Annotated in this window: 23 protein-coding genes and 1 tRNA gene; 13 read left to right on the top strand and 11 right to left on the bottom strand. The window is 48.0% G+C overall.

Annotation, left to right across the window (positions count from 1 at the left end; genetic code table 11):
* The first annotated feature begins 13 nt into the window (after positions 1-13).
* Complete coding sequence (locus tag EZV72_RS07030; RefSeq protein WP_137166575.1) at positions 14-1,285, top strand: hypothetical protein; 1,272 nt, start codon at positions 14-16, stop codon at positions 1,283-1,285.
* 505 nt (positions 1,286-1,790) lie between these two features.
* Here the strand turns inward: EZV72_RS07030 and EZV72_RS07025 are convergent.
* From EZV72_RS07025 to apbC, 5 genes are all read right to left on the bottom strand, one after another.
* Positions 1,791-1,867, bottom strand: a tRNA-Pro gene (locus tag EZV72_RS07025).
* Positions 1,868-2,009: 142 nt separating this feature from the next.
* Positions 2,010-4,097 carry a glycoside hydrolase family 97 protein gene (locus EZV72_RS07020; protein ID WP_137166574.1) on the bottom strand — a complete coding sequence of 696 codons (2,088 nt, stop codon included), beginning with the start codon at positions 4,095-4,097 and terminating at the stop codon, positions 2,010-2,012.
* A 113-nt stretch (positions 4,098-4,210) separates the two neighbouring features.
* On the bottom strand, positions 4,211-4,807 hold the full coding sequence (dcd, locus tag EZV72_RS07015) for a dCTP deaminase (protein WP_137166573.1): 597 nt from the start codon (positions 4,805-4,807) through the stop codon (positions 4,211-4,213).
* An 89-nt stretch (positions 4,808-4,896) separates the two neighbouring features.
* Complete coding sequence (locus EZV72_RS07010) at positions 4,897-5,094, bottom strand: hypothetical protein (protein WP_137166572.1); 198 nt, start codon at positions 5,092-5,094, stop codon at positions 4,897-4,899.
* Between the two features lie 75 nt (positions 5,095-5,169).
* Entirely contained in the window at positions 5,170-6,258 is a 1,089-nt protein-coding gene (gene apbC, locus EZV72_RS07005; protein WP_137166571.1) for an iron-sulfur cluster carrier protein ApbC, read from the bottom strand.
* Positions 6,259-6,366: 108 nt separating this feature from the next.
* On the opposite strand from apbC, the gene metG reads away from it, so the two are divergent.
* Both metG and EZV72_RS06995 read left to right on the top strand, forming a co-directional pair.
* Positions 6,367-8,430 carry a methionine--tRNA ligase gene (gene metG / locus EZV72_RS07000; protein ID WP_137166570.1) on the top strand — a complete coding sequence of 688 codons (2,064 nt, stop codon included), beginning with the start codon at positions 6,367-6,369 and terminating at the stop codon, positions 8,428-8,430.
* 365 nt (positions 8,431-8,795) lie between these two features.
* Positions 8,796-9,503: a hypothetical protein gene (locus EZV72_RS06995; RefSeq protein ID WP_137166569.1), complete on the top strand. Its 708-nt coding sequence runs from the start codon at positions 8,796-8,798 to the stop codon at positions 9,501-9,503.
* A gap of 100 nt (positions 9,504-9,603) precedes the next feature.
* Here the strand turns inward: EZV72_RS06995 and EZV72_RS06990 are convergent, their stop codons facing one another.
* Positions 9,604-10,344, bottom strand: coding sequence for a methyltransferase domain-containing protein (locus EZV72_RS06990; protein WP_137166568.1), 741 nt, complete (start codon positions 10,342-10,344; stop codon positions 9,604-9,606).
* An 86-nt stretch (positions 10,345-10,430) separates the two neighbouring features.
* Between EZV72_RS06990 and gloB the strand changes: the two genes are divergently transcribed.
* From gloB to EZV72_RS06970, 4 genes are all read left to right on the top strand, one after another.
* A complete protein-coding gene (gene gloB / locus EZV72_RS06985; protein WP_137166567.1) occupies positions 10,431-11,228 on the top strand; it encodes a hydroxyacylglutathione hydrolase in 798 nt (265 codons plus the stop codon).
* Between the two features lie 87 nt (positions 11,229-11,315).
* Positions 11,316-13,007: a lytic transglycosylase gene (locus EZV72_RS06980; RefSeq protein ID WP_137166566.1), complete on the top strand. Its 1,692-nt coding sequence runs from the start codon at positions 11,316-11,318 to the stop codon at positions 13,005-13,007.
* 6 nt (positions 13,008-13,013) lie between these two features.
* Complete coding sequence (locus EZV72_RS06975) at positions 13,014-14,051, top strand: ion transporter (protein ID WP_137166565.1); 1,038 nt, start codon at positions 13,014-13,016, stop codon at positions 14,049-14,051.
* A gap of 28 nt (positions 14,052-14,079) precedes the next feature.
* Positions 14,080-14,547, top strand: a complete 468-nt coding sequence (locus EZV72_RS06970; RefSeq protein WP_175405065.1) for a methyltransferase family protein — start codon at positions 14,080-14,082, stop codon at positions 14,545-14,547.
* A 19-nt stretch (positions 14,548-14,566) separates the two neighbouring features.
* On the opposite strand, the gene cysS is transcribed toward EZV72_RS06970, so the two are convergent.
* The 4 genes from cysS to EZV72_RS06950 form a co-directional block, all read right to left on the bottom strand.
* Positions 14,567-15,937: a cysteine--tRNA ligase gene (gene cysS, locus EZV72_RS06965; protein ID WP_137166563.1), complete on the bottom strand. Its 1,371-nt coding sequence runs from the start codon at positions 15,935-15,937 to the stop codon at positions 14,567-14,569.
* 218 nt (positions 15,938-16,155) lie between these two features.
* Positions 16,156-16,419, bottom strand: coding sequence for a hypothetical protein (locus EZV72_RS06960; protein ID WP_137166562.1), 264 nt, complete (start codon positions 16,417-16,419; stop codon positions 16,156-16,158).
* Between the two features lie 51 nt (positions 16,420-16,470).
* The gene (locus EZV72_RS06955; RefSeq protein ID WP_137166561.1) at positions 16,471-18,279 is read right to left on the bottom strand and encodes an Lnb N-terminal periplasmic domain-containing protein; all 1,809 of its coding nucleotides are present in this window, start codon (positions 18,277-18,279) and stop codon (positions 16,471-16,473) included.
* Positions 18,280-18,281: 2 nt separating this feature from the next.
* The gene (locus tag EZV72_RS06950; RefSeq protein WP_137166560.1) at positions 18,282-18,641 is read right to left on the bottom strand and encodes a YajG family lipoprotein; all 360 of its coding nucleotides are present in this window, start codon (positions 18,639-18,641) and stop codon (positions 18,282-18,284) included.
* A gap of 377 nt (positions 18,642-19,018) precedes the next feature.
* On the opposite strand from EZV72_RS06950, the gene EZV72_RS06945 reads away from it, so the two are divergent.
* From EZV72_RS06945 to EZV72_RS06920, 6 genes are all read left to right on the top strand, one after another.
* Positions 19,019-19,510, top strand: coding sequence for a peptidylprolyl isomerase (locus EZV72_RS06945; protein WP_137166559.1), 492 nt, complete (start codon positions 19,019-19,021; stop codon positions 19,508-19,510).
* A 66-nt stretch (positions 19,511-19,576) separates the two neighbouring features.
* Positions 19,577-20,314: a UDP-2,3-diacylglucosamine diphosphatase gene (lpxH, locus tag EZV72_RS06940; protein ID WP_137166558.1), complete on the top strand. Its 738-nt coding sequence runs from the start codon at positions 19,577-19,579 to the stop codon at positions 20,312-20,314.
* Positions 20,315-20,536: 222 nt separating this feature from the next.
* Positions 20,537-22,120: an alkaline phosphatase gene (locus tag EZV72_RS06935; RefSeq protein WP_137166557.1), complete on the top strand. Its 1,584-nt coding sequence runs from the start codon at positions 20,537-20,539 to the stop codon at positions 22,118-22,120.
* Positions 22,121-22,133: 13 nt separating this feature from the next.
* Positions 22,134-24,029 (top strand): alkaline phosphatase, encoded by a 1,896-nt coding sequence (locus EZV72_RS06930; RefSeq protein WP_137166556.1) that lies wholly within the window; start codon positions 22,134-22,136, stop codon positions 24,027-24,029.
* A 15-nt stretch (positions 24,030-24,044) separates the two neighbouring features.
* A complete protein-coding gene (locus tag EZV72_RS06925; RefSeq protein WP_137166555.1) occupies positions 24,045-24,854 on the top strand; it encodes a hypothetical protein in 810 nt (269 codons plus the stop codon).
* Between the two features lie 116 nt (positions 24,855-24,970).
* Positions 24,971-25,618: an OB-fold-containig protein gene (locus tag EZV72_RS06920; RefSeq protein WP_137166554.1), complete on the top strand. Its 648-nt coding sequence runs from the start codon at positions 24,971-24,973 to the stop codon at positions 25,616-25,618.
* On the opposite strand, the gene EZV72_RS06915 is transcribed toward EZV72_RS06920, so the two are convergent.
* Positions 25,606-26,226, bottom strand: coding sequence for a hypothetical protein (locus EZV72_RS06915; protein WP_137166553.1), 621 nt, complete (start codon positions 26,224-26,226; stop codon positions 25,606-25,608). The two genes, EZV72_RS06920 and EZV72_RS06915, sit on opposite strands and share 13 nt — an antisense overlap.
* Positions 26,227-26,403 lie beyond the last annotated feature (177 nt).

Below are 26,403 nucleotides of genomic sequence, written 5' to 3'. Positions count from 1 at the left end.
GAAAAATAAAATAATGAAAAATAGAAAAGTATCACTTTTGTCGCTGGCTGCGATAGCGGCACTATCTGCATGCTCATCAACAACTCCCAACGCCCCTGAAAAGCCAACAGTTAACATAGTTCAATCTGAGCTTCCGGTGTATGCGAAATTGTCAAAAAGTGATGATGGTAGATACCATTTTACTTCGTTCAGTTTTAATAACATGGGTCAATCAATCAATCTCAATAACCTTAAACATAACTTTAACACCAAAGAGGTTGAGTGCGAGAAAGGCTTGATGAACAACAATAGCGCCATCTGTAATGATGATATCGAATTCCGCGGCTATACAGTGGATGGTGGGGATGTACTGAAGTCAACTGTTGGTAATGCAGCACTTGCTTTGTTTACAGGGGGATTAGGCATTATCGGAGCTGGTGCACACTATACTTCAGTGTTTGATCACGATGCATTCGATAACGCTCTTAAGCAGGCTTTAGGTGAAATAGATCGCAATACCTTGATAGCTGGTGCCAATAATGTTTACCAGGAAAATAAGAGACAAATCGATACCTCGAACCAGAAGTTAATAGAGCGGTTGGATTCTATACAAAAATCGCTACCTAAACGGATTAAACTTATCGATAATTCGGGGGTTTACAACGGCAAACCGGATGTTTCAGCTACGATTAAAAAGCAAGTCCCATCACTTGATTACTCTGGTAAATGGACAAATCTGGGCGAATTAAAAGCCACACTGAATAAGCGTGCCGATGAAAACATTGAGACCGCTGAATTGAAATTGAACTGTAAGAAGCATCGCTCTTTCAATATTATTACGAAGAACTGTGACCAAAAATGGGGAGTTAAGGGTCGCGCAAAACTGGCTGATGTTGAGTATGTTGTACAATCCGCTAACCAATATCGCTTGCAGCCTCAACCCGAATTGATAGATGAATATATTGAGATAAAAGTAGACAAATTTGGTGGTGTGCAAATAGCAAACAAAACCGATTCATTTGTTACTCTAAACAGTGTTTCATTTTACTTTGGCGGTGATATAGAAACCGAGAAGAAAATTGGAGTTGAAATTCCACCGAATGCAATAGATACATCGTTCACTCTTAACAACTATAGAATTTATAAAAACAATACAGTTATAGGAGGATTTCAAAAAAAGCATTTCGATTTATCTAAAGAAGTAGGTCTTGCTGTGAAATATAAGATAATAAACTCTGACATTGAAAAAACACTGTATAACACGGTATCGCTGAAAGTACGCGATATCGGTGGTCGCGTTATCTAATTATTAATGGCGTGCCACTTAAAAAATGCCCTGCCTGTTAGCAGGGCATTTTTTAGCACTACAGTATCTATGTAAGTGGCACTATCACCCGCTAAGAAGAACACAGAGTACCAATACAAACAAACCTATCATTAAGCTTCTATAATGCAGTGACTCCTCCATATCAAGTTCCCGGCTTGCCGGATTACACAAGGGGCTCACCCCGAAGGTGGTCAAAGCAAGCATCAAAAACTGATGGATAAACGTGATTTACAAGTCACGCATGTGAGTCTTCTTTGTCATAGTGATTTCCTGTTTGGTAAAGCTCAGGATTAACTAGTTTTGGATGAGGAGAATTCTGACGATTGATACTGGAGCAACGAGCTGGAAGCTAGAGACGGTAAATTAGGAATGAATGATCAGATAAGAAAATTAAAATTGTACTACTGTATAATGTGACAATTGTGGGACGCTCTTTTTACGAGCAATCAATGAGCGGGGTAAATCATTGAAAAGTAGGAGAGATTGGTCGGTGTGAGAGGATTTGAACCTCCGACCCCTGACACCCCATGACAGTGCGCTACCAAGCTGCGCCACACACCGACCGAAAGAGCGGACAAGTTTACTTATATTTCGTCTTAATGCAACGGTTTACCTCATAATTTCTGTGAATTGCTGTCTGGTTGGCGACATTTCATCCAAACGCTGAAATATCGCCTTTAAATCGACTAATATATCATCAGCATTACTCGCTACCGGCTTGCGCTATGTGTTTGAATCTTATCGCCGCGCCTCCTGCTCCGGCTAATTTAAGTGTAAGAGTGTCATCGGCGCTGACCTGCTGTCGGGTAATCGCAATGTCGTACGGGTTTGTTTGCCAGTCTGCCTGCTCGCCATCCTGATACACCTGCGCCTCAAAGGTTTCGCCTTTGGGTAAAAAATTAAGCGGCACGGTCACTTCCCGGCTGTCTTCGTTGGTGATAGCGCCCAGATACCAGTCTTTGCCGCTATAATGCCGGTGCGCTCTTTCCTGACGCGCGATAACCACAAACTGCCCGACCTCACCCTGTAAGGCCACACTGTGTTCCCAGTCAGTGGGAACATCCTTAATGAACTGGAACGGGCCGGGTCTGGCTTCGTAGTTTTCTGGCAAGTCTGCTGCCATCTGAATGGGGCTGTAAATCACTACATACTCTGCCAGTTGTTTGGCGATAGTGGTTTGGGGGCGCATGTACTTCGTGCGGCCATGCTCTTCGGTGCCGCCCTTGATGGGTGGGTAGTCCAGATCGAAGATGCCGGGTGTGAAATCCATCGGGCCCGACAGCATTCGGGTAAAGGCCAGCATCGGCACATGATTAGGCGGATTAGGCGCAGCCCAGCCAGAGTTGTATTCCTGTCCGCGGGCGCTTTCCCGGGAAATCCAGTTTGGATAAGTGCGGCGCAAGCCGGTGTCTTTCACCGACTCATGCGTGTTAATGGCAATCTGATATTTTGCGGCCGTTTTTATATTATTCAGAAAATGATTAACCACTGGCTGGCTGTCAGTGTATTCCAGTCTGTCTATTCCTTTTTCATCTGTGACCTTCAGACTTTGGCCGTGTGCAACGTAACCGGTTTTGATCTGCTCTACACCCATTTTCTGATACAGCGCAAAACCGGCATCCATTTGTTTTTCATAATGCGTAATGCCGCCGGATGTTTCGTGATGCCCGACCAGCTTAACGCCTTTTTTGCGGCCGTAATCGGTTACCGCTTTTAAATCAAAATCCGGATAACTTTCGGTAAAAGAAAATAGTTCAGAATTTTGAATCCAGTCACCGTCCCAGCCTTTGTTCCAGCCTTCCACCAGAACACCGTCAAACCCGTGCTGCGCCGCAAAATCGATATAACGCTTGGTGTTTTTTGTGGTCGCACCGTGCTGCTCGCCCGATCCCCAGGTGTACTTTTGAATATGCATGCCCCACCAGATACCGATGTATTTCCCGGGTGTAACCCAGCTTACATCATCCAACTGATTTGGCTCATTCAGGTTTAGCGTCAGATGTGAGTTAATTAAACCCACCGCATCAGGAGCAATTTGTACCGTTCGCCAGGGAGTGGTAAAACTACCGGACTTTTTCACTTTGCTGCCGTCGGCCCGCGGTGCCAGATTTACCTCAAACCGCCCCAGCTGTTGCCAGTCCAGGCTCATGCCGGCGAAATCGGTCAGTGCCGCTTCATGAATAGCCAGGTGCGTACCGTTTGCCATTTTAATTGTCATGGGCGTGCTGGCCAGCAGTACATCCTTCACCGGGGTTTCACGATAAAGATATTCCTGACGATCAAAGCCCTGCCCCGGTATCCAGAAAGCGGTTGCGGTGTGTGAATCGGGAATCCAGAATTCTGTCATTTCGCGGGTAATGGTCACCGCCTGATTGTGGTTAAAACGGTAGCGAAAGCCAAGACCATCGTTAAATACTTTAACCTCCACATCAAATGTGCGGGTTTTGTCCTGCTTATGCGTAAATGCCACCACCAGTTCATTGTAGTGGTTACGAATCAGACGCTGCTCGCCCCAGGGCTGCTGCCAGGTGCTGTCGTGACTACTGCGACTGACTTCAGACAACGCAAGATGCCGGAACACCGACGGCTGTTCAGCAAACGCAAAGCCTAAGCGGCTGGGCCGGATAATCTGCTGGTCATTCAGTGTGACAGAATACTGGGCATATTCATGAGAATCCGTGAAGGTAAACGTAATTTGTCCATCGGGGGAAGATACAGATAAGGATTCAGCCAGCGCCAATGGGCATAAAAGCAGGCTGAGTATTATGGTTAGAACAACGCGTGGTCGCATGAGGCTATCCTGAAGGTCACAAAGCTTGTGATTTAAGATAGCAACTCACGCTCATTATTTACAATTTATTTACACAAATTAGATTGTTACTGCGTTGGTAACCGTGAGGCCTCTCAGGCGTCGTCTTTCCCGTCTGAATCAATCCGGCTGGCTACCGCGCCGGCCTGCCCTTTATATTTTGCATCTGCACGCGCGTTGTAGGGTTTTTCGGCTGGCTGCGACATGACCTCAAAACTTAGTGCGCCAATTTTCATCAGTGGGCGTAGTGCCAGAGGCAGCTTACCACTGTTGAAAAACTCCAGCACAATATTGCCAGACCAGCCCGGGTCAATCCGGTGTGCTGTCACATGCACCATCAGTCCAAGTCGGGCCAGCGACGAGCGTCCGTCCAGCCAGCCTACGATGTTATCCGGCAACGTCACTGATTCATGGGTAATGGCCAGCGCCAGTTCACCCGGGTGCAGGAAAAAAGCCTTGCCTTCGGGCAATACAATTTCATCGCTCATGACTGAGTTAAGCGCTTCCTGAACCTGAGCTTTCGGGCCGCTTAAGTCAATATAGGGTGCCTGATGGTCTTCAAATACCCGAAATTTATTACCCAGCCGGATATCCACAGTAACACCACTGATCTGATCATAACCGGGCATGGGGCTGATATTAATTTTTCCGGCTTGTAAGTGCTCGTAAATATCACGGTCGCATAAGCGCATAAAACTTTCCTGACGGGAGGTAAAAACGGCGCCTATTATGCGTTTTAGCAGCTAGCTGCACAACCGCCCTGACAGTTGCCTGCCCTGATTTATAATAAATTATTCTGATTTTGCTCAAACGGCTCTGCGTTTTGCATCAGCGCATTGGCCAGAATGGCTAAAAGTCCGGCACCGGCCAGCGTCATGAGAGGCAACAGCCATATCACGGCCATCATATTTGCCGCGCCGGCCAGCGCGCACAGCACAAACACCAGATAACACACTTTAAATCCGCTGAACTTTGCCATAACCACACCTTTATTATGATGAAAGCCATAGCGTGCCATAAACGGGCGCGCAGTGAACTAGCCTGCCGGACAGTTTTACACCGGTTTAAAGCTGATAGGGTCACCTTTAATATTGGCGGTATGCTCTACGCTAGGTACATTGAGCGCCAGGTTCATCGACACCGCCCGCGCAATGTCGCGATAGGTGGCAGACAGATGGCTGTCTGGCTGAGTAATCACCAGTGGTGTGCCAGCATCAGCATGTTCCCGGATACTGGTATTGAGCGGAAGCTGACCCAGTAGCGGCAAACCATGGCGTTCCGCCAGTGCCTCACCGCCGTGCTCGGCAAAAATCGGATCTTTATTGCCGCAATGGCTGCACTGGTAATAGCTCATATTTTCAATCAGCCCTAAAACCGGCACGTTGACTTTCGAGAACATGGATATGCCTTTTTGTGCATCAGCCAGCGCCAGATCCTGCGGAGTGGTTACAATCACCGAGCCCGACACCGGGATTTGCTGAGCCATGGTCAGCTGTATATCACCGGTGCCGGGTGGCAGGTCCACTATCAGGTAGTCCAGTACCGGCCACAGAGTTTCATCCAGAATCTGTTTTAATGCCCGGCTGGCCATTGGGCCGCGCCAGATGGCAGCATCTTCTTCCGGCACCAGATAGCCGATGGAGTTGGCGACCAGGCCCCAGGCCTCTGGTGGCTGCATGTGTTTGTTGTCGGCGCTGGTCGGACTAACCTGCGGGTTGCCCAGCATAATAGGAATAGACGGCCCATAAATATCGGCATCCAGAATACCGACTCTGGCCCCTTCCTGCATCAGCGCATACGCCAGATTCACAGCACTGGTGGACTTGCCCACGCCCCCCTTACCAGAAGCTACGGCAATAATATTGCGAACATTACTGACCGGCGCATGCGCTGCCTGAGCGGCTTTAACCTGCTGGCTAATATTCAACGGTGTGTTGGCATGACCGGCGTTTTCAAGTGCCTGGGTCAGATGCGCGGTCAGCGCGCTGTGCGTAGAGGCTGCGCAAAACGGTAAAACCACTTCCACCTGGCCGTCAGTCTGGCTTACCCAGGGCCGGGTCAGATCCGTGTCCAGAGAATAATAATCGGCCAGTGCCTGTGCAACCACACCGGCTGGCTGGCTGGTTTTGCGCTTAAAAAACATGCGTTACCTTTTGTTTGTCTGTGAACGTAATTACGTAATGCAAAAATGACTGAGATCAGCTAGTATTTGCAGCCATTTTAGAATTGCTTGAGAACAGTAAAAGTCATTATGTCAGAAAACACCACGTCTTCTGCTGCACCGGCTGATGCAGGTCAACGCCGCATCCTGGTGACCAGTGCTTTACCTTATGCAAATGGTTCTATTCACTTAGGCCATCTGCTGGAACATATTCAAACCGATATCTGGACCCGTTTTCAGCGTCTGCGCGGCCATGAGTGCTACAGCGTATGTGCTGATGATGCCCACGGTACGCCGGTTATGCTTAAAGCACAGGAACTGGGTATCACACCGGAAGAAATGGTAGCAAAAACCCGTGCAGAGCATCATCAGGATCTGCAGGATTTTTATGTCAATTATGACAACTATTATGTGACTCACTCGCCGGAAAACAAGGCATTGTGCGAAGAGATTTATACCCGTCTTGATAATGCCGGCTATATCAGCAAGCGCACCATTAATCAGCTATTCGACCCGGAAAAAGAAATGTTTCTGCCGGATCGTTTTGTAAAGGGAACCTGTCCCAGCTGTGGCGCGGAAGATCAAAACGGTGACAGCTGTGATGTGTGCGGCTCTACGTACGATCCGACCGAAGTGGTTAACCCACGCAGCGTGGTGTCCGGCGCCACGCCGGTACTCAAAGAATCCGAGCATTTTTTCTTCGATCTGCCCAAATTTGAAGACATGCTGAAAAGCTGGATTCGCTCAGGTGCCCTGCAAAACGAAATGGCCAACAAGCTTCAGGAATGGTTTGAAGAAGGCCTGCAGCAGTGGGACATCAGCCGCGATTCGCCTTACTTTGGCTTTGAGATCCCCGGTACCACCAACAAATATTTTTACGTATGGGTAGATGCACCGGTAGGCTACATGGCCAGCTTCATGAACTACTGTAATCAGCACAATATTGACTTTGACAGTTTCTGGAATGCAGATTCTGACGCCGAGCTGTATCACTTTATCGGTAAAGACATCACGTATTTCCACTGCCTGTTCTGGCCAGCCATGCTTGAAGGTGCCGGCTACCGCAAACCAACTGGTGTGAATATTCATGGTTTTGTCACGGTTAACGGCGCTAAGATGTCAAAGTCCCGTGGTACGTTTATCAAAGGCCGTACATTTCTTGATCACCTGAATCCGGAATACCTGCGCTATTACTTTGCCGCCAAACTGGGCGACGGTGTCACCGACATCGACCTGAATTTCAGTGACTTTGCACACAAGGTCAACTCTGATCTGGTAGGTAAGGTGGTTAATATTGCCAGCCGTTGTGCCAGCTTTATTACCAAGAAGTTTGACGGTAAATTGTCTGACACCGTACTGGAACCGGAATTACTGGACCAGTTCCACGCTGCAGCTGACCAGATTGCGTCTCTGTATGAAAATCGTAAATATCATCAGGCGATTCGCGAAATCATGGCACTGGCAGATAAAGCTAACCAGTTCATTGATGCCAACGCACCCTGGGTAACTATTAAAGACGAGAACAAGCAGCAGTTTACGCACGATGTATGCTCGCTGGGTATTAATATGTTCCGTATTCTGGTGGTATACCTGAAGCCGGTTCTGCCTGTGCTGGCAGAAAAAGCCGAAGCATTCCTGAATGACGAGTTCAACTGGCAAAGCAGCCAGGAGGTGCTGACCGGTCACGCCATCAATAAATTTAAGCCCATGATGCAACGGGTGGAAATGGAGAAAATCGACGCCATGATTGAAGCGTCTAAAGAAAGCCTGGAAGCGGCGGCCCCCAAGCTGGACCCGAACAGCCCGCTGGCTAAAGATCCGGTCAGCGACACCATCAACTTTGATGATTTTGCCAAAATCGATCTACGGGTTGCCAGAATTGCTAACGCCGAGCATGTGGAAGGCGCTGACAAGCTGCTGAAACTGCAACTGGATTTGGGCGGTGAAACCCGTCAGGTATTTGCCGGTATTAAGTCAGCTTATGATCCTGAGAGTCTGATTGGCAAACATACCGTCATGGTAGCAAACCTGGCTCCGCGTAAAATGCGCTTCGGTATGTCTGAGGGGATGGTACTGGCGGCCGGCCCGGGTGGTAAAGACTTGTACATTATGGAACCACACGAAGGCGCTCAGCCGGGCATGCGGGTTAAGTAAAATCGAATAAATAGTAAAAAAGGCAGCGATTTCGCTGCCTTTTTTTTCAAATGTAAAATTCATTTCTCCTTTTATTTCGAAAAGAAAATGGTTATTTTTTATCATCACGAATAAAATTAAACCTATCTTTATCTAAAAATCATACAAAATAAATTATAAATCGTTTAATTTATAAAAAACTCATAAACTCGATTGAATATTTAAATTTCACTGCTAGAATGCGCGCCCTTACAAAGATGACGCCATAAAAATTACATCTTAAAAAAGATAACAAACCGTCTCTCTGTAAATAAAAAAACAACACTTCGATGGCCAATTCTGAGCCCTCATAAATAAATAGTGATTTTTAATCACATGGAGTACATATGAAAATTAATTCTATTCTAGTCGCCACCACCGTGCTGGCTTCCGGCTCTGCCTGCGCATCTGATAACTATGCTAATTACGATTACATTGAAGCTGGTTACGCTAAATTCGAACAAAATGAGTTCTATGATTTACCTGAAGATCTGTCTGGATTCAAAATAGCCGCTTCAAAGCGTCTGGGTCATTTCTTTATTGCAGCACAGTATCTGCAGACTAAGGATGATCAACAAGCCACGATTTCAGAATATGATTATCCTTACTCATATGAGCTGCATGGCGACTTGGATTATGAACTTACCGAAGCACGTATTACTGCCGGTGTCATTGTTGATATCACCGACTCTCAGTCGATAGATTTTAGCTTGTCTTATGTAGATTCAGAGCTTGAGGGTACTTTTACTGCCCATAAAGCAACAATGCTTTATCCACGGTACGAAGAGTTTACGATCGATCCTATCAGCGAATCAGAAACGGCGGATGCAGACATCTACCGATTTGAAACTCGCTATGTTGCCAGATTCAATGATTTTAATTTCAAGGCAATCGCCGGCGCGGAACGTATCGATGTAGATTATGATGACGACACATCATTTATTTACGGTGGTGAACTAGGGTATTCTGTAACCGATGCATTCTCTGTAAACATCAGCTACAACAATTACGACTATTATGAAATTTCAGGCGTAAATATTCGCTATCATTTCTAAATAAGTCATTTTATTAAGCCGCAGTAACTGCGGCTTTTTTATTTTATTCTTCGTTAAACGGCTTTAACAAACAGGTAGTTTGATTTTCAAAAACCCTCTGTCACTTATCCGCCGGTAAACGCATGCTTGCCCCTACCGTAGAAAAGCGCGGTTTGAGTTTCCATTTTGGCCGGATGGTCGTCATCGGCCACACCCGCTTCCGGGCCAGAATCACATACACTGAAGAACACCACGGCAGATACCGGCTCAGTTTATTGTGCCAGCTGGCCGGCAAGCTGCGATGTTGGTTAAAAAACAGCATGGAAAACAGCAGATACCGAGTTTCAATAATGTCGAAACCGAGCAGGGTCAGCCAGTCCTGAACCCGGGTAGCTGAGAAAAAGCGGGCATCATGTAATAAGTTCCCCCGCTTAATCGGCAGGTACTTCCCTACTCCGGTCAGGCTGTACGGATTAAACCCGCTGATGATGACATAACCGCTCTGGGTGATACAGCGGTCGACCTCGCGCAGAATCTGATGCGGGTCCTGCGCAAAATCCAGCTCGTTGGCCAGTAAAAAGCCATCAATACTGTTTTCTTCATAAGGCAGTTGCGTGGACTCGGCCACCAGCGAACAAAACGGTGACATGGAAGGGGTTTGCGAAAACTGGTGGGTCACCTGGCAGTTTTCCAGATTAATCTGGCTGCTCAGGCTGCCAATTTTGGCCATGTGGTAACCAAATATTCGCTGACTGAATTCATCGCTGACTGATTCTACGGCTGCCCGCACCGACTGACCGGCCGGAAATGCAGACCAGTCTGACGGGTAGCGTGGCGCGCTGCGCTGTAATGCCGATCTCATCTGCTTGCCGCTGATCCTTAAGGTTGCAGTAGGTCTATGAACTACCTATAGTATCGCAACCTCTCTATTTAACAAGCAGGTACGCCATGTTACACGCTCACGACGCCCTGCCCCGGGGTCTGGCAGTTTCGCCTATTCACGCCTTTTCAGATAATTTTATCTGGTGTTTACACAACCAGCAGGACGCGGTCGTTGTTGATCCCGGTCAGGCTGAACCGGTGCTGGAATTTTTACACCAGCATAATCTGCGCCTCACAGCCATTCTGGTGACCCATCACCATTATGACCACACTGGCGGTATCAGTAAGCTAATGAGCCTGAACCCCGGTCTGGATGTGATTGGACCGCGCGGCGGCCATATTCGCGGCATTACCCGGTCGGTAATAGAAAATGACACTGTGACCCTGCCTGCACTGGGGCTGGAATTTACCACGCTGGAAGTGCCCGGACATACCCTTGACCACATTGCTTTTTATGGCCACGGTTCACTGTTTTGTGGTGACACCTTGTTTAATGGCGGCTGTGGTCGCTTATTTGAAGGCTCGCCAGAACAGATGCTGCACTCACTGAAAAAGTTTATTCGCTTACCGGATGACACCCGGGTGTACTGCGCGCACGAATATACCCAGGCCAACCTGGCATTTGCCAGAGCAGTGGAGCCGAATAATACTGACTTACAGGCTTTATGCTCAAAAGTGGATGATATCCGTGCCCATAATCAGCCCAGTGTACCCACCGACCTGGCCACACAGCGCCGAATAAACCCGTTTTTGCGCGCTGATAAGCCCGCGGTACAGCAGGCTGCCAGCCAGAAAAGTGATGATTCACTTACCGATGAAGTCACTGTTTTTGCTACTATTCGTAAGTGGAAAGACGAGTTTTAATGCATTTGTTGTGTAATAACATTACAATATCCCGCTAAGTTTTAAGGGTACTGCCTCAATGCAGTCACAATTCGAGGATCGTTTTTTATGCGTCGACCGTGGTATGCACTATCATCTATCGCCCTGGCGTTAGCGCTGGCCGGATGCCAGTCAACTGATGATACGTCACAGCCTGATGTAGCCGAGCAAAATCAAGCACAATCCGCAGCTGATCAATGCGAAGTGGGCAATACGCCTATTGATGGCGAGCAGGATTGTGAAGTGGCCAAAGACGGCGTAATTGATGTTATCCATCCCAACGATGATGACGAGCTTGAGGTTGACCTGGATGCCGAAGAAAAAGCCGCTGAGATAAGCAAAGCGCCGGTGGTTATTGATGATGTGTGGGACAGAATTGCCAACCAGCTGACCCTGGATGTGCCTGATCACGACAAACGCATCGCCATTCAGCGTAACTGGTACTTAAAGCATCCTGAATACATGCAACGCTTTACCAAACGCGCCCGCCCTTTTTTATTCTACATTACCGAGCAGATTGAACAGCGCGATATGCCGCTGGAGCTGGCATTGCTGCCTATTGTTGAAAGTGCATTCGACCCGTTTGCCTACTCCCACGGCCGGGCAGCTGGTATGTGGCAATTCATTCCCGGCACTGCCAAGCGCTTTGGTATGAGCCAGACCTGGTGGTACGACGGCCGCCGCGACGTCATCGCCTCCACCCAGGGTGCACTGGATTATCTGGCTTACCTGAACACTATGTTTGATGGAAACTGGCTACACGCACTGGCTGCGTATAACAGTGGTGAGGGCCGGGTAATGCGCGCAATTCAGCGTAACGAGAGAGCCGGCAAGCCGACCGATTTCTGGTCACTGGATCTGCCCCGGGAAACCCGGGCTTATGTGCCTAAACTCTTGGCACTGGCTGATTTGTTAAAAAATCAGGACAAATACAGCTATAACTGGCCTGATGTAGAAAATGTCGAGGTGATTAAAACCCTTGATATTGGCTCGCAGGTTGACCTGGCGTTTGCTGCTGACCTGGCAGGTATGCAGCTTAAAGCCTTACAGGCGTTAAATCCGGGCTTTAACCGCTGGGCCACCGATCCTGACGGTCCGCACCGCCTGGTGCTGCCGGTTGATAAAGCGGATGTGTTTGAACAGAAGCTGGCTAAAATTGACCGTAAAGAGCGCCTGAACTGGGTACGTTACAAAATTAAACGCGGTGACAGCCTGAGCCAGCTGGCAAGTCAGTATCACACCACCACCGCGATCATCAAAAAGGTCAACGGCCTGAAAAGCGATGTGATCCGTATTGGTCAGCACGTTATGGTACCGGTGGCCCTGAAAGAACTGAATGCCTATACCCTGTCCGAAGACCAGCGTCTGGCATCGCTGCAAAGTACCCAGCATGCCAACCATAAGCTGACGCATACTGTTGTCAGTGGCGATACCTTTTGGGATCTGAGCCGCAAATACGATGTCAGTACCCGTGATATCGCAAAATGGAACGGCATGGCGCCCACTGATCCTCTGATGACCGGAAAAAAACTGGTGATCTGGAAAAACCAGGTAAGCAGTAACCAACAAGGTGACGCAATTATAAAGTCACTGACTTACACGGTTAAACGGGGTGATTCACTGTCGGTGATAGCCAGCCGGTTTAATGTTCGTATCAGTGACATTCGCAAATGGAACGAACTGCAACGCAACCGCTATATCCAGCCCGGACAAAAACTGAAATTGTTTGTGGATGTGACAAGGCTGCAAAACATAGGATAAAACACCATGCTGAGAATCAACCGGACCAGGTTACGCGAAAGTCACGAAACGCCTTGGTTGATTCTGGATTTGGTGATGCTGGGTTTACTACTGATAAACCTGGCCTGGCTGGTGTTTGACGCGCTGTATGCCACTACTTCAATGCAGTATCTGTTAGACCGTTACTGGCCTTCCCTGCTATATGCCTATGCACCGGTGCATAAAAATTTTCTGTTGATAGATCTTGGCTTTATTGCCATTTTCTTTGTTGAATTCTGTGTGCGCTGGGCGGTGTCACTCGCCCGAAAAGAGCATCTGCGCTGGTATTTTTTTCCGGTACTACACTGGTACGATATTGTGGGCCTCATTCCTCTTGGCGCCACACGCCTGTTCCGTTTCTTACGGATTTTTTCTATTTTGCACCGGCTGCACAAGCAGCAGATTGTAGATCTGAATAATACCCGGATATACCGTTTTTTCGCCTTTTACTACGACGTGTTTGTAGAAGAACTCAGCGACCGTATTGTTGTAAAGGTACTCAGCGATATACAAAAAGATGTGGCCAACGGCTCCCCGCTTATTGATAAAATAACCCATCAGGTATTGTCTCCCCGTCAGCCAGTGCTGGCCCGCTGGATGGCTGGTGTGATGCAGCATATGGGTGACAAACTGGCAGATGATGAGCAGGGCGGCGTCATTCGCGAGCATGTCAGACAAAGCGTGGGCAAAGCCGTGAAAGATAACCCCCAACTGGGTAATCTGCACTACCTGCCGGTCATCGGCAAAACTATCGAAAGCACACTGGAACAAACCATCACCGACATTGTCACCGCGTCACTGGTAAACCTGTTGCACGATGTGGATGATAAGCGTATAAACCAGTTTGTTGAAGCCAGTGTGGATGGCTATAAACCCGATAACGATAATCTGGACAAGGAAGTGCTGCAGGTTATTAATGAGTGTTTTGAACTGGTCAAAGGACACGTGCGTCAGCAGCGCTGGAAAACCACCCTGGCTAACCGGGGACATGTGGTTCCCACCCCACAAAACACCGACACTCGCTGACTATTGTACAATCAGGCTGTTGTTTATTATGAAATTTCTGGAACTGAGACTGCATCCGCCGGTGGTGTGGCTATTATGTATATTGGCGGCGCTGGGTATTCGCGTGTGGCGTGATGCGCCATTACCGGCTTTTGTGGTAGTACCCGGTGCAGTATTTATGATTATTGGCATGCTAATCATACTGTTTGCCGGGATGCAGTTTAAACAGCATCAGACCACCATTCATCCGCATAAGTCTGAACAGGCCTCTACCCTGCTGACCAGGGGCTTGTTTGCGTTTAGCCGTAATCCGATTTATCTGGGCTTAGCGGTACTACTGGCAGGTGTGATTATCGCCGGTGTCAGGGATGTTACCGCGCTGGTGATGGTGCCGGTGTTTGTGCTGTATATTCAGCGCTTTCAGATTGTGCCCGAAGAGCGCCTGTTACAGCAGGTATTCGGGCAACAGTATAGCGAATACTGCCAGCGCACGGGGCGCTGGCTGAGCCTGGGCTAGTACCTGTATCGCTCAAGACTTACTGACGGCGCCAGGTGGTTCCCTGCGGGCCGTCTTCCAGCACTACGCCCTTCGCGGTCAGGGCATCACGGGCCGCATCGGCTGAGGCCCAGTCTTTTGCTGCGCGGGCGTCATTGCGCTGCTTAATAAGCGCTTCAATTTCAGCAGCATCATCGTCGTCACCCTGCAAAAATGCATTCGGATCGGTTTGCAGAATACCCAGAATGGCTCCCAGACCTTTTAACACACCCGCCAGTTTACCGGCTTCAACATCGTCCTGCTGCTTATTTAAGTCCCGGGCCAGTTCAAACAGTACCGAAAAAGCTTCTGGTACGTTCAGATCATCGTTCATCGCCGCCTCAAAGCGGGCCAGATAGCCCCCGTGGCTTAATTCAACCTCAGCATCCGGTGTGACGCCGCGCAGTGCAGTGTAAAGACGCTCCAGCGCCGATTTTGCCTGAGTGAGGTTATCCAGCGAATAGCTGAGCTGACTGCGGTAGTGTGCCGACATCAGGAAAAAGCGCAGGCTTTCTGCATCGTGTTCTTTTAACACATCACGCAGGGTAAAGAAGTTACCCTGCGACTTGGACATTTTCTCGTTGTCGACCTGCACCATGCCGGTGTGCATCCAGGTATTCACATACGGCGTGTCATACGCGCAGCAGGACTGGGCCACTTCGTTTTCATGATGCGGAAAGGTTAAGTCAGAGCCACCACCGTGAATATCAAAATGCGCGCCCAGATGACGATGGTTCATCGCCGAACATTCAATATGCCAGCCCGGACGCCCTTCACCCCACGGCGATTGCCACGACGGCTCTCCCGGTTTTGCGGTTTTCCATAATACAAAATCAAGCGGATCATCTTTACCCTGCGCCACATCTACCCGGGCACCGGCATTCAGCTGTTCCAGATTCTGCTTGCTTAGCTTGCCATAGTCATCGTACTTGCTGACATCAAACAACACATCGCCGCTACTGGCCTGATAGGCATAGCCTTTTTCCATCAGGGTTTCGATAATAGCGATGATCTCCGGCATGTGACCGGTTACCCGCGGCTCAATATCCGGCTCAAGCAGGTTAATGGCGGCAAAATCTTCATGCATCATGCCAATAGTGCGCTCGGTAAGCTGCTCTGTGGTTTCACCGTTTTCATTGGCGCGGGCAATGATTTTATCATCCACATCGGTAATATTACGCACGTACGTCACATCATATTGCAAATGGCGCAGATAGCGCACCAGTACATCAAACGACAGGTAAGTACGGGCGTGGCCCATGTGGCTTAGGTCATACACGGTGATACCACACACGTACAAGCCCACCTTACCTTTCTGGAGCGGTTCAAAGCGCGCTTTTTCTCGGGTACGGGTATTGTAAAGGTGTAGCATTCTTCGTGATTCCTGTAAGTATAAAGGGCGCAAAGTTTAGCACTGTCAGTGGCCTGTGTCCCAGCCCTTTGTGGGTTTTGTTGCCTGATATTTGCTATGGGCTAGTTTAGTAGTGATGTGCGAAGCGAGCAGTCAAACCGAAAGTCAGGGAGCGTATAACGTCAAATTTTCCATCAGCGCAAATCAAGATTACTGCTGTTATTTTTCAGTAAGAAAAGCTATTTCTTGGTTACTTTCTTTTTGAGGGAAAAAGTCAGTGAAGATATGCCGCAGATAACCAGAAAAGAGACAAAAACTGATATTAGAAAAAATGAGTCCAGATAGCCAGCATGCAAGTAGGCAGCAAGTTGAAAAAGCATGGTGCCTACTAAACCAGATACTAAAATAGCAACATAATGACGTTTAATTACGTGCTGAAAAAATAAAGAACAAAGCACAGCTATCGCAATCAGAACTATAATGCCAGCCGTTCCCTGGCTCATTGTTGAATCCTTTTTATACCCTGATATATTATTATCCGTAATAAAATCATGTCAAAATAAAAAACTAACGCCAGCTATAGTAGCCAGTTCATTTTCTTTTCCATATTCACGATACTCTGCTTTTATCGATAAATTTAAATCGGAAGCGCCATACCAGGAAAAGATCAAACTGGAGCGCTCTCCCCACCTCATGTCGTTGTATCTACCCGCAGTAAGCTCATGTTTAAACGTGAGCTTACTGTCTTGCACTAAGTTAACAACAGCCCCGACCTGTGGAGTTAATGTAGGATAAAATTTATCAGATCCCAGACCAGCACCGATATTCAGAAGTGCGTAGACAAGAATGTCCTCGTGTATTTCAAACGACTTGCCTAAACCGAAAGAGGTCTCAAAAACACCTGTATCTTCGCCATTTTCAGAAAGTTCTCTTTTGTATCCCATAAAAACTTGCTTAGACCAGTGCGAATCGAGTTCGGTATCAGATAACAACGAAAGCATAGAGTAAAGTGTTAACTTCTGTAGCTTGATTGCGCCAGTTTTAAAGGAAATCCGCAAGTTAACCTCTCCAATCAAAAGCTCCGATTCAGAGTGATATTGTCGATTATCACCATGTAAGTAATGTGACGCAGGTACAAGACTGACATCCAGAGAGCGCTGCTCATTTTCGTGTACCCAACCTATTCCTACCATTGAGTCATCAGGGGTTTTTAAAGGATTTTTATAGTTTGTAATATCCAGCAGCTTATTGTTTACATCAGAACTGAAGGTAAGGTGATTAAAAGTATTAATATATTTCTGGTCAGTCTTGCCAATACGGTGCAAAAATTTAAGATACTCTTGCCCTTTAAGGATATCTTCTTGCTTTTTAAAAGCTGATACATCAAGAGGAGCCTTATCTTTTAGGAATTTTTGCAAAGACGTGGTAGCTGTTTTATCCATGCCTCCCAGAAACATCCGGTTTTCCCACTCTGGGGAGAGTAATACCTGTTGATTTTTAATTAATCCTGACTGTTTTGAAACTTTCACAACATCAAGTGGTGTCACGATAAGCTCGTCCCTGACAGCTTGCGGTGACGCAAGAGCTAACAGTTCAAGTGTTAGATCAGCACAGTTATAAGATTGAAATAGATAAGTGATATCGACATCTTTCAACTCCCAGATATGAAGCTTAATTAACTGCTTATCATATTCGGTCAAATTTAATCCATACTGCCAGAGGTTTCGGCCTTCTTCGTTTAAGTACCTTTTTTTATCAAATGTAAAGTCTCGAACGATAAAAAAACCATCCATACCACCAATAATTCCATCGTAGATTAAAGACAAAGGATTCATTGAATTAATTTCAGTGAAGAAAGAAATTGAATGCGAAACATCCGTATTTTTAGCATTTTTGCCTGACGCCTTAAGAAAAATATGCCCCATCATACTGGATGCAGAGTCAACAACTTCTGAAGCAAACACTAATGTCAAATTATCAAATGGGACAAAACGGATGTATTTCTGCAAATCCGGACACTGCTTAAAATCGTTTGCAGCGAGGCTTTCTCCTTGCCTAGAAAATAAATAATAAAATCTTCCGGGGTAACGGCAAAGAGCTGCATCGGGACTGGAATGGTATAACTCTATTGTTTTTAACAGTTCGGCTCTTGGAGAAAAACTTTTTGCACTTAGCAAAAATGAGTCTGACGTTATCTGAGGCCGTTTATTTTTAAGGTGTAAAAGTTGATGCCATTCGGGTTGGCTAGACAAGTTTTGCTGTAGTAAAGCGTTTGTATCTAATACCGGCGTTTTCGCGCACAAATTAAACGAGAGCAATAAAAAAGCTGGCAATAGCCAGCTTAGCGTTTGAAACTTAGACATTTTTAGTCTTCAGAGCATTGTATTTCAACATTATCTGCATAGTTCCACATTTTACCTGTCGACGAATCAGTTGTGGATCCTAAAAGGCCACCAATAATGATATTACCCCAGAAAGCCGGAGCAATATTTTTTTCAATGGGGGCTGCCTGGCATGCACTGTCGGAGACATTGACGATTTTTTCTTTTCCATCACGTAATACTGTTACAGTACCTGGAGTAACAGTGGTTTTATCGTCAACGGTAACTTCTACTTTTTTACCGTTACTTGCGGTTACATTGATTGTCTGTTGTTCTGAGGTCATGATGCTGGCACAGCCAGACAGCCATAACGTGGACAAACCAGCGAATAGTACTTTTTTCATTTTTCAATCCTTTACACTACTTTCCTATGAAGCCTGAGCATTATATTTTCAAATTTATGAAAGTCTATCCCCTTGCAAAAAAACTTTATGGTTGACCGTCTGAATATTATAAACGCTTGAACAACCGACCAAATATCAGCCTGAAATTCGAAAGCTTTTGCAAAAGAGAGAAAATAGACTGCGTGCGGCCAAGAGCAATCTGAAACAGACCAACAGACTAAAAATTATCATAACATTGCTCCTTTCAGGCTACTTTCTAACCACATCCCCTCAGCTTCCCTCCCCTCGAATAAAAGCCGTTACGGGCAGATTTATCTCACCGGGCAAATACGCTACTATTAACGTCTATACACTGACTAATAAAGGTAACGAGTACCATGGTAACGTTTAAAACAAACTTCGGTGACATCAAACTGGAACTGTTCGAAGATAAAGCGCCAAAAACTGTCGCTAATTTCATCAACTACGTGCAGGACGGTTTCTACGACAACACAATTTTTCACCGTGTTATCGATGGTTTTATGATTCAGGGCGGCGGTTTTACCCCTGATATGGAACAAAAAGAGACAAAAGAGACCATTGAGAACGAAGCAAACAACGGTGTGGCCAATGAAGCCGGCACCATTGCGATGGCCCGTACTCAGGACCCACACTCTGCAACGGCGCAGTTTTTCATTAACGTAAAAGACAATGATTTTCTGAACTTCACCAGCGAGTCTATGAACGGCTGGGGTTACTGCGCATTTGGTAAAGTTGTTGAAGGGATGGACGTGGTTGAAAAAATCAAAAATGTTCAAACCGGCAGCCACGGCTTCCATCAGGATGTTCCGGTAGAACAGGTTGTTATCGAAAAAGCAGAGCTGAACTAAGCCTGACTGACCGATGAACAGGGCGTCGCCCGACGCCCTTGTATTTATTCTTAGCGCACACTGCCTATGTCCTTTACTTATTTTATTGCCGATTTACACCTGAGCGCCGACCGCCCCGATATAACCAATTGTCTGTTTCGTTTTTTAAAAGAAGAAGCGCCTCAGGCCGATGCCCTGTATGTACTGGGGGATTTATTTGAGGTGTGGATTGGTGATGACAATGTGACGCCGTTTAATGAGGCCATCGCCGATGCCTTTAAACGGGTCAGCGAGCAGCTACCGGTTTATTTTATTCACGGTAACCGCGACTTTGCGATTCGTCACAAATGGGCAGGCAAAGCCGGTATGCAGATTCTGCCGGAACAAACCGTGATTGACCTGTACGGCACGCCTACACTTATCACTCATGGCGATGAGCTGTGTACCCGCGATGTGGCTTATCAGAAATTTCGTAAGAAGTCCCGCAGTTGGTGGTGGCCTCGACTTATGCTGGCCATGCCATTGTCGTTCCGGCGCAAAATCGCCGAAAACGGACGCAAAGAAAGCAAGGAAAAGCAAAAGTCGATGCAAATGGAAATTATGGACGTCACACCTGATGAGGTGGTCAAGGTGATGGAAAAACATCAGGTTCAACGCCTGATTCATGGCCATACACATCGTCCGGCTATTCATGAGCTGACTGCCAATGGCGAGCAGGCACAGCGCATTGTGCTGGGCGACTGGTACGATCAGGGTTCAGTGCTGACGGTCAGTGCCAGCCAGATTGACCTGGAAGCCCGCCAGTTCAGCCAGTCAGACAGATAATGCCGGCTCAGGTAATACCCCCGTATTACCTGCTGTCATCCCCCCGACATAAATCCTTCATTTCTCAGTCACCTAACCGTCACATCCGCTTTTTATTCTCGTTTGCGGTCTGGTGCAAAGGGACTGCACAAAACATCCCGCACGGTACTGAAGTCTACGTCTTCGTTGTATGCCAGCCAGCCCTGTTCCAACTGCAAATAATACAAATTAGGAATATACACCATGAAATTTAACTGGAAAGTGACGGCCAGTGCTATCGCAATGGCGGTTTCTTCAGGGCTTCATGCCGACGTGTTACCTGACTATCAGGCAGACAGCGCATGGTTCACTGACGCACAAAGTAAGCTTGAAGCCAAAATGGCAACAGACAACCGCTTCAAGGCTAAAAACGTTATTTTATTTGTCGGTGATGGCATGGGTATTTCTACCCTGACCTCATCACGCATTATGAAAGGCCAGCTAAACGGCCAGCCTGGTGAAGAAGGCTACCTGCAATTTGAAACCTTTCCCCATACCGCGCTGGTAAAAACCTATAACGTGGATGCGCAGACACCGGATTCCGCCGGTACCATGACAGCCATGATGTCGGGTCTGAAAACCGATGTAGGCGTCATCGGTGTTGATGAAGATATTGAGCGTGGCAATTGTGCAACCGTTGCCACAAATGAAGTTGTCACTGCTCTGGAACTGGCTGAAATAAAAGGATTGTCTACCGGTATCGTATCCACCGCACGAATCACTCACGCTACGCCTGCAGCCACCTATGCAAAATCTGCTGACCGTAACTGGGAAGATGTATCAGACATGCCAGAAGAAGCCGTGACAGCAGGGTGTAAAGATATTGCCGACCAGCTGGTTAACTTTGAGAACTACCTTGAAGCGCGATACAACGGTATTGATGTAGACGGTATTGAAGTTGCTTTTGGTGGCGGGCGTCGTCACTTTTTACCTAAAGATGCTGCGTTTAACAGCAATGATGCGGTCAGTGAAACAGAAGGCGATCGTACAGACGAGCGCGACCTGACCGCTGAGTGGCAACAAAAATACACCAACGGGGTTTATGTCACTGACCAGGCGGGTTTTGATGGCATCGACCCGGCCGCCACCACCCGTGCATTTGGCTTGTTCAACGAGTCGCACATGCAGTATGACGCAGATCGCGGCAATGATGTGGCGGGCGAACCCAGTATTGCGCAGATGACCAGCAAAGCCATTGATATTCTGGATAACAACAAAAAAGGCTTTTTCCTGATGGTCGAGTCTGGCCGCATTGACCATGCCCATCATGCCGGCAATGCCGCCGGCGCGCTGTCAGACACGCTGGCCTTTGAACAGGCTGTGATGGCCGCAGTGGAGAATACCAACCCTGAAGAAACCCTGATACTGGTGACCGCCGACCACGGTCATGTATTTACCATTGCCGGTTATCCCAAGCGGGGAAATCCGATTCTGGGTAAGGTGGTGAACGTGGGCGAGGAAGAGCCGGCCACAGCTGCTGACGGCATGCCCTACACCACTGTGGGCTACATGAATGGTTTAGGATTTCAGAATCTGGGCGATGAGACCGACTCTGACGAGTCCTATAACTATGATATTGCAGCGGGCCGGATGGATTTGACAGGCGTTGATACCACGACCCCGGGCTATCATCAGGAAGCATTGATTCCGCTGAGCTCCGAAACCCACTCGGGTGAAGATATTGCACTACACGCCACCGGTCCCGGCAGTCAGCTGGTACAGGGAGTCGTCGAACAAAATGTGATTTTTCACCTGATGGATCAGGCCCTTGGCCTGGTAAATGAATAAGAGGAGCAAGCCAATGAAATTATTTAAATATAGCCTGATAGCGCTGGCCATCAGTGGCCTTGCAGCCTGTTCATCCGACGGTGATGATGGCGTGGACGGCACTAACGGACAAACCAGCCTGACAGTACAAACCGAACTGCCCTCAGGTGATGGCAATTGCCCGAATAGCGGCGTACGCATTGATTCTGGCCTGGATGCTAATGGTGACGGTGAACTGGCTGATGATGAAATTAGCCACACCAGCTTTGTGTGCGCGCCGGGCAACAACAGTCTCAGCGAAGCCCTGTTACTGAGTAGCCTGAATAACGACTGGTTTCAGGATGCGCAGGCTGAGGTACAGGCCAATAAACAAATCTGGATGAATGCCACAAACAGCGGCAGCACGTCCTCAGCTACCATCACCTCGGTTGGACAGGCATCATCTAAAGCTGAACTGCAGGCGATGGTGGAAGCGCTGCGGGGAACAGCCAAGAATGTTATTTTGTTTGTGGGCGATGGTATGGGAATCTCAACGGTCACCGCTGCCCGTATTCTGGATGGACAGCTGAAAGGCCAGCAGGGAGAGGAAAACCAGCTGAGCTTTGATACTTTTCCTTTTTCCGGGTTATCTAAAACGTACAACGTTGATGCGCAGACACCCGACTCTGCCGGTACCATGACCGCCATGATGAGCGGTGTGAAAACCGATGTCGGGGTTATTGGCGTCAACGAAAACATTGAACGTGGAAATTGTGCAACGGTAGCCGGGAATGAACTGGTCACCGCGCTTGAACTGGCTGAAATGGCCGGTAAATCTACCGGAATTGTGTCCACAGCCCGGATTACACACGCCACACCGGGTGCCACTTACGCTAAGTCAGCAGACCGTAACTGGGAAGATATTTCCGATATGCCCGAAGAAGCGGTTGCGGCAGGCTGTACCGACATCGCCGATCAGCTGGTGAACTTTGAAGCCAATCTGGAAGCGCGCTACAGCGAACTGGATGTAGATGGAATAGAAGTGGTTATGGGTGGGGGCCGCCGCCATTTTTTGCCTAAGGATGCCGCTTTTAACAGTAATGATGCGGTGAGCGAAACCGAAGGGGATCGTACCGATGGACGTGACCTGACCGCAGAATGGCAGCAAACCTACCCGACCGGTATCTACCTGACCGATGAAACCGGCTTCAATGGGCTTAATACAGAAACCACTGACAAGGTTTTTGCCCTGTTTAATGAGTCGCACATGCAGTATGAGGCCGACCGCACTAACGATGTAGCGGGCGAGCCCAGTATTGCGCAAATGACTGAAACTGCCATCAAGGTGCTGGATAACAACGACGAGGGCTTCTTTTTAATGGTTGAGTCCGGTCGCATTGACCATGCGCACCATGCCGGTAATGCCTATGGTGCCCTGCACGAGACTATTGCATTTGCAGATGCAGTGGCCACCGCTGATGCCATGACCCGTGACGACGACACCCTGATTATTGTTACCGCCGACCATGGCCATGTGTTTACCATAGCGGGCTATCCGAAACGAGGTAATCCTATTTTAGGTAAAGTAGTCAACGTGGGGGCAGACGAACCCGCTACAGCCGCTGACGACTTACCCTACACCACCGTAGGCTATGCCAATGGCCTGGGCTTTCGTAACCTGGGAGCAGAAACCGACGCCGATGCCAGCTATGCTACCGAGGCTGAAGCCGGACGCAGGGATCTGACAGACGTAGATACCACTACGCCGGGTTTCCATCAGGAAGCGCTGGTACCGCTTAGCTCAGAAACCCACTCAGGCGAAGATGTGGGTATTTATGCCAAAGGCCCGGGCGCGTTTCTGGTGAACGGCACCAATGAGCAAAGTGTGATTTTTCACGTAATGGACTTTGCCGGTGACTTTGTTGGCCAGACCAACTCCGCCGTAGAGTAACGCAAGGCGGGCAGTATGGCGGATATGACCGGCACTGCCCGCCATTGCAGCCCTGACCGTACCGTATCGATTGTCTTTTGTTTTGGATATCCCTTTTGTATGAAATTATTTATCTTTTTTACCTGTGCCGTGGCTATGCTAACAGGCCCGGTACAGGCACAGTCCTGCGCTGAGCCGGATACCTGGCTCAACGCCCGCTATGAAACCCGCGTTATTGTAAACAAGCAAATCAGAACCAGTCATATGCAGCTATGGCGAAAACCTGGCAATGTGGCCCACCAGTTTGAAGCCACTGAGATTACTCAGGCCTGGCAATCAGCGCGGCCGGGAATGATTAAACCGACCCGCTACTTTGATGCCCATCAGCGGGCCATTGAATACCAACCGGGTGAATTGCTGCATGGCCGGCGAGATAACAACTGGTCGCAGCATTATCAGTTGATCAGCAACGAGCTGTTACAGGCCATGAAGCTACAAAAAAGCACCGGTAAGGGCTGCACGGAACAACAACTACATCTGCGGGCTGACAACACCCACTATGACCTGATCTGGATACCGGCATTAAAACTGGTGAAAATGTTAACTATTACCCGTGGGGATCACACCTATCATTGGGATTTACAGCAGGTAGACCAGAACAGACAGAAGATTAACCATTTTTTTGCGGCCAGAGAACAGTATCAGAGTACAGATTATGCGGATATTGGCGATGATCATACCGACCCGTTTTTAACCAGAATGGTTCATCAGGGGTTTCTGGAAGCCGGCGCCAGTGGCTTCTATCAGGCGGACGGTAAACCGCTTGATGGCGAGCATCAGCATTAGTGCCAGAGTCTGCCCGTTAGCAAGGGGTCCGATCACTGTCTTATCTCGCTCAAAAGTCGTACCAAAGGTGATTTTGTGTGCTATAAACAATAAAGACACTTGTTCATTAAGGATTGATGAAAAGTATGACGACCCTGATGTTTACTGGCATAAACTACTGGTTTAGCCTTGCCATCGCCATCGTGCTGGCGTTTTTTCTGGTGGAAGCCCTGGCGACCTTAATCGGTAAGAGCTTTATGGGTATTTTTGACGATCCACAGAAAATTCCGGAGCAGCCTGCTGCGGCCTCCCTGTCGTTTACTGCTATGGTGCTGACGGCAACCGGCCTTTCACGCTTACCCTTATTATTGTGGGTGTCTGTTCTGCTTACTCTGTTTGCCCTGTGCGGCTATTTATTGCACGGCCTGGTGTCTGTGTTGGTGCCAGCGCTGCAATCTGAAGCCTTTATCCTGCCTGTGGCACTAACCTCCGCCTTATCGCTGTTGAGCCTGCTGTCAGGTTATCTTCATCGTTTGCTTATTGCTGAGGACGATGAGCATTATTCAAAATCCTTTTGTGGTTGTGTGGCTGAAATTACTATTGGTGTGTCGCGCAATGGCAATCCTGCTGAGGCATGCTTTAAAGATAAATACTGCCAGACCCACTATATTCTGGTTGAGCCAATTACCAGTAATGACACCTTCACTCAGGGTGAGCAAGTTGTGCTGGTTCGCCCCGACCCGCCCTGCTGGCGGGCAATCCGTCAGGGACGTCAGGCGTCGTAACGCGTGTTGATGTGCTGAGAAAAGAGCTTTTTAGACGGTAATTTTTCATGCAGATCTGAATTAATGTACGTATATAAAAACAGCGCCAGCATCAGCGGTGTAAAAATACCCACCACTATCCACTCCAGCGAGTTGTAGCCATAATGACGTGTTGCTACCGCTTCGTTCTGGCAGCGCTTTCTGAACCGGTTTATTCGCCGGTGCAGAATCATGAAATTCAATACCGACAATAGCGATACAACCACCTTAGTGATGGTTGATACCTCCCAGAAAGCGGTGACAGTGAAAAACACACTGCAACCAAAAAATACTGTCATCCAGATAAAGTCAAATAACGCCGGCCAACGCCATAGATTCAGCGTTTTTTCTGCGCTGCGCAAGTAGCGAAAAAAACGGATAAATGCCAGAGGCTGAATAAAGACAATAAGGGGAACCAGCGACCAGCCGAGCGGCACCATATCGCTTTTATTGATAGTACGAATATCTCTGGCGACCAGATAAAACCACACTGGCAGATAAAGTCCTGCGGTACAAAAAACCAGTAAGCCTTCTAATACGCTCCAACGCGGCGGCGCCGTGACAAAATTAGCCCTTACCTGATGCTGCATAGTAACCCTGGCATCTCCTGCATGGTTGTACCGGCAATTTAACGGCCATCCGGTACCAGTGAATCAATCAAACGCTATCACCGGCTTGTTCAAAGGATAGCCGAACAAACCTGGCTTGGTGTTCTTAGTGTTAAAACTCCGTTGCGGTTCATTTCAATATTAATATTTTTTAATCAG

Origin of the sequence: Salinimonas lutimaris (genome assembly GCF_005222225.1) — a bacterium.
Classification (GTDB): domain Bacteria; phylum Pseudomonadota; class Gammaproteobacteria; order Enterobacterales; family Alteromonadaceae; genus Alteromonas; species Alteromonas lutimaris.
This window is presented reverse-complemented; position numbering and strand designations above follow the sequence as displayed.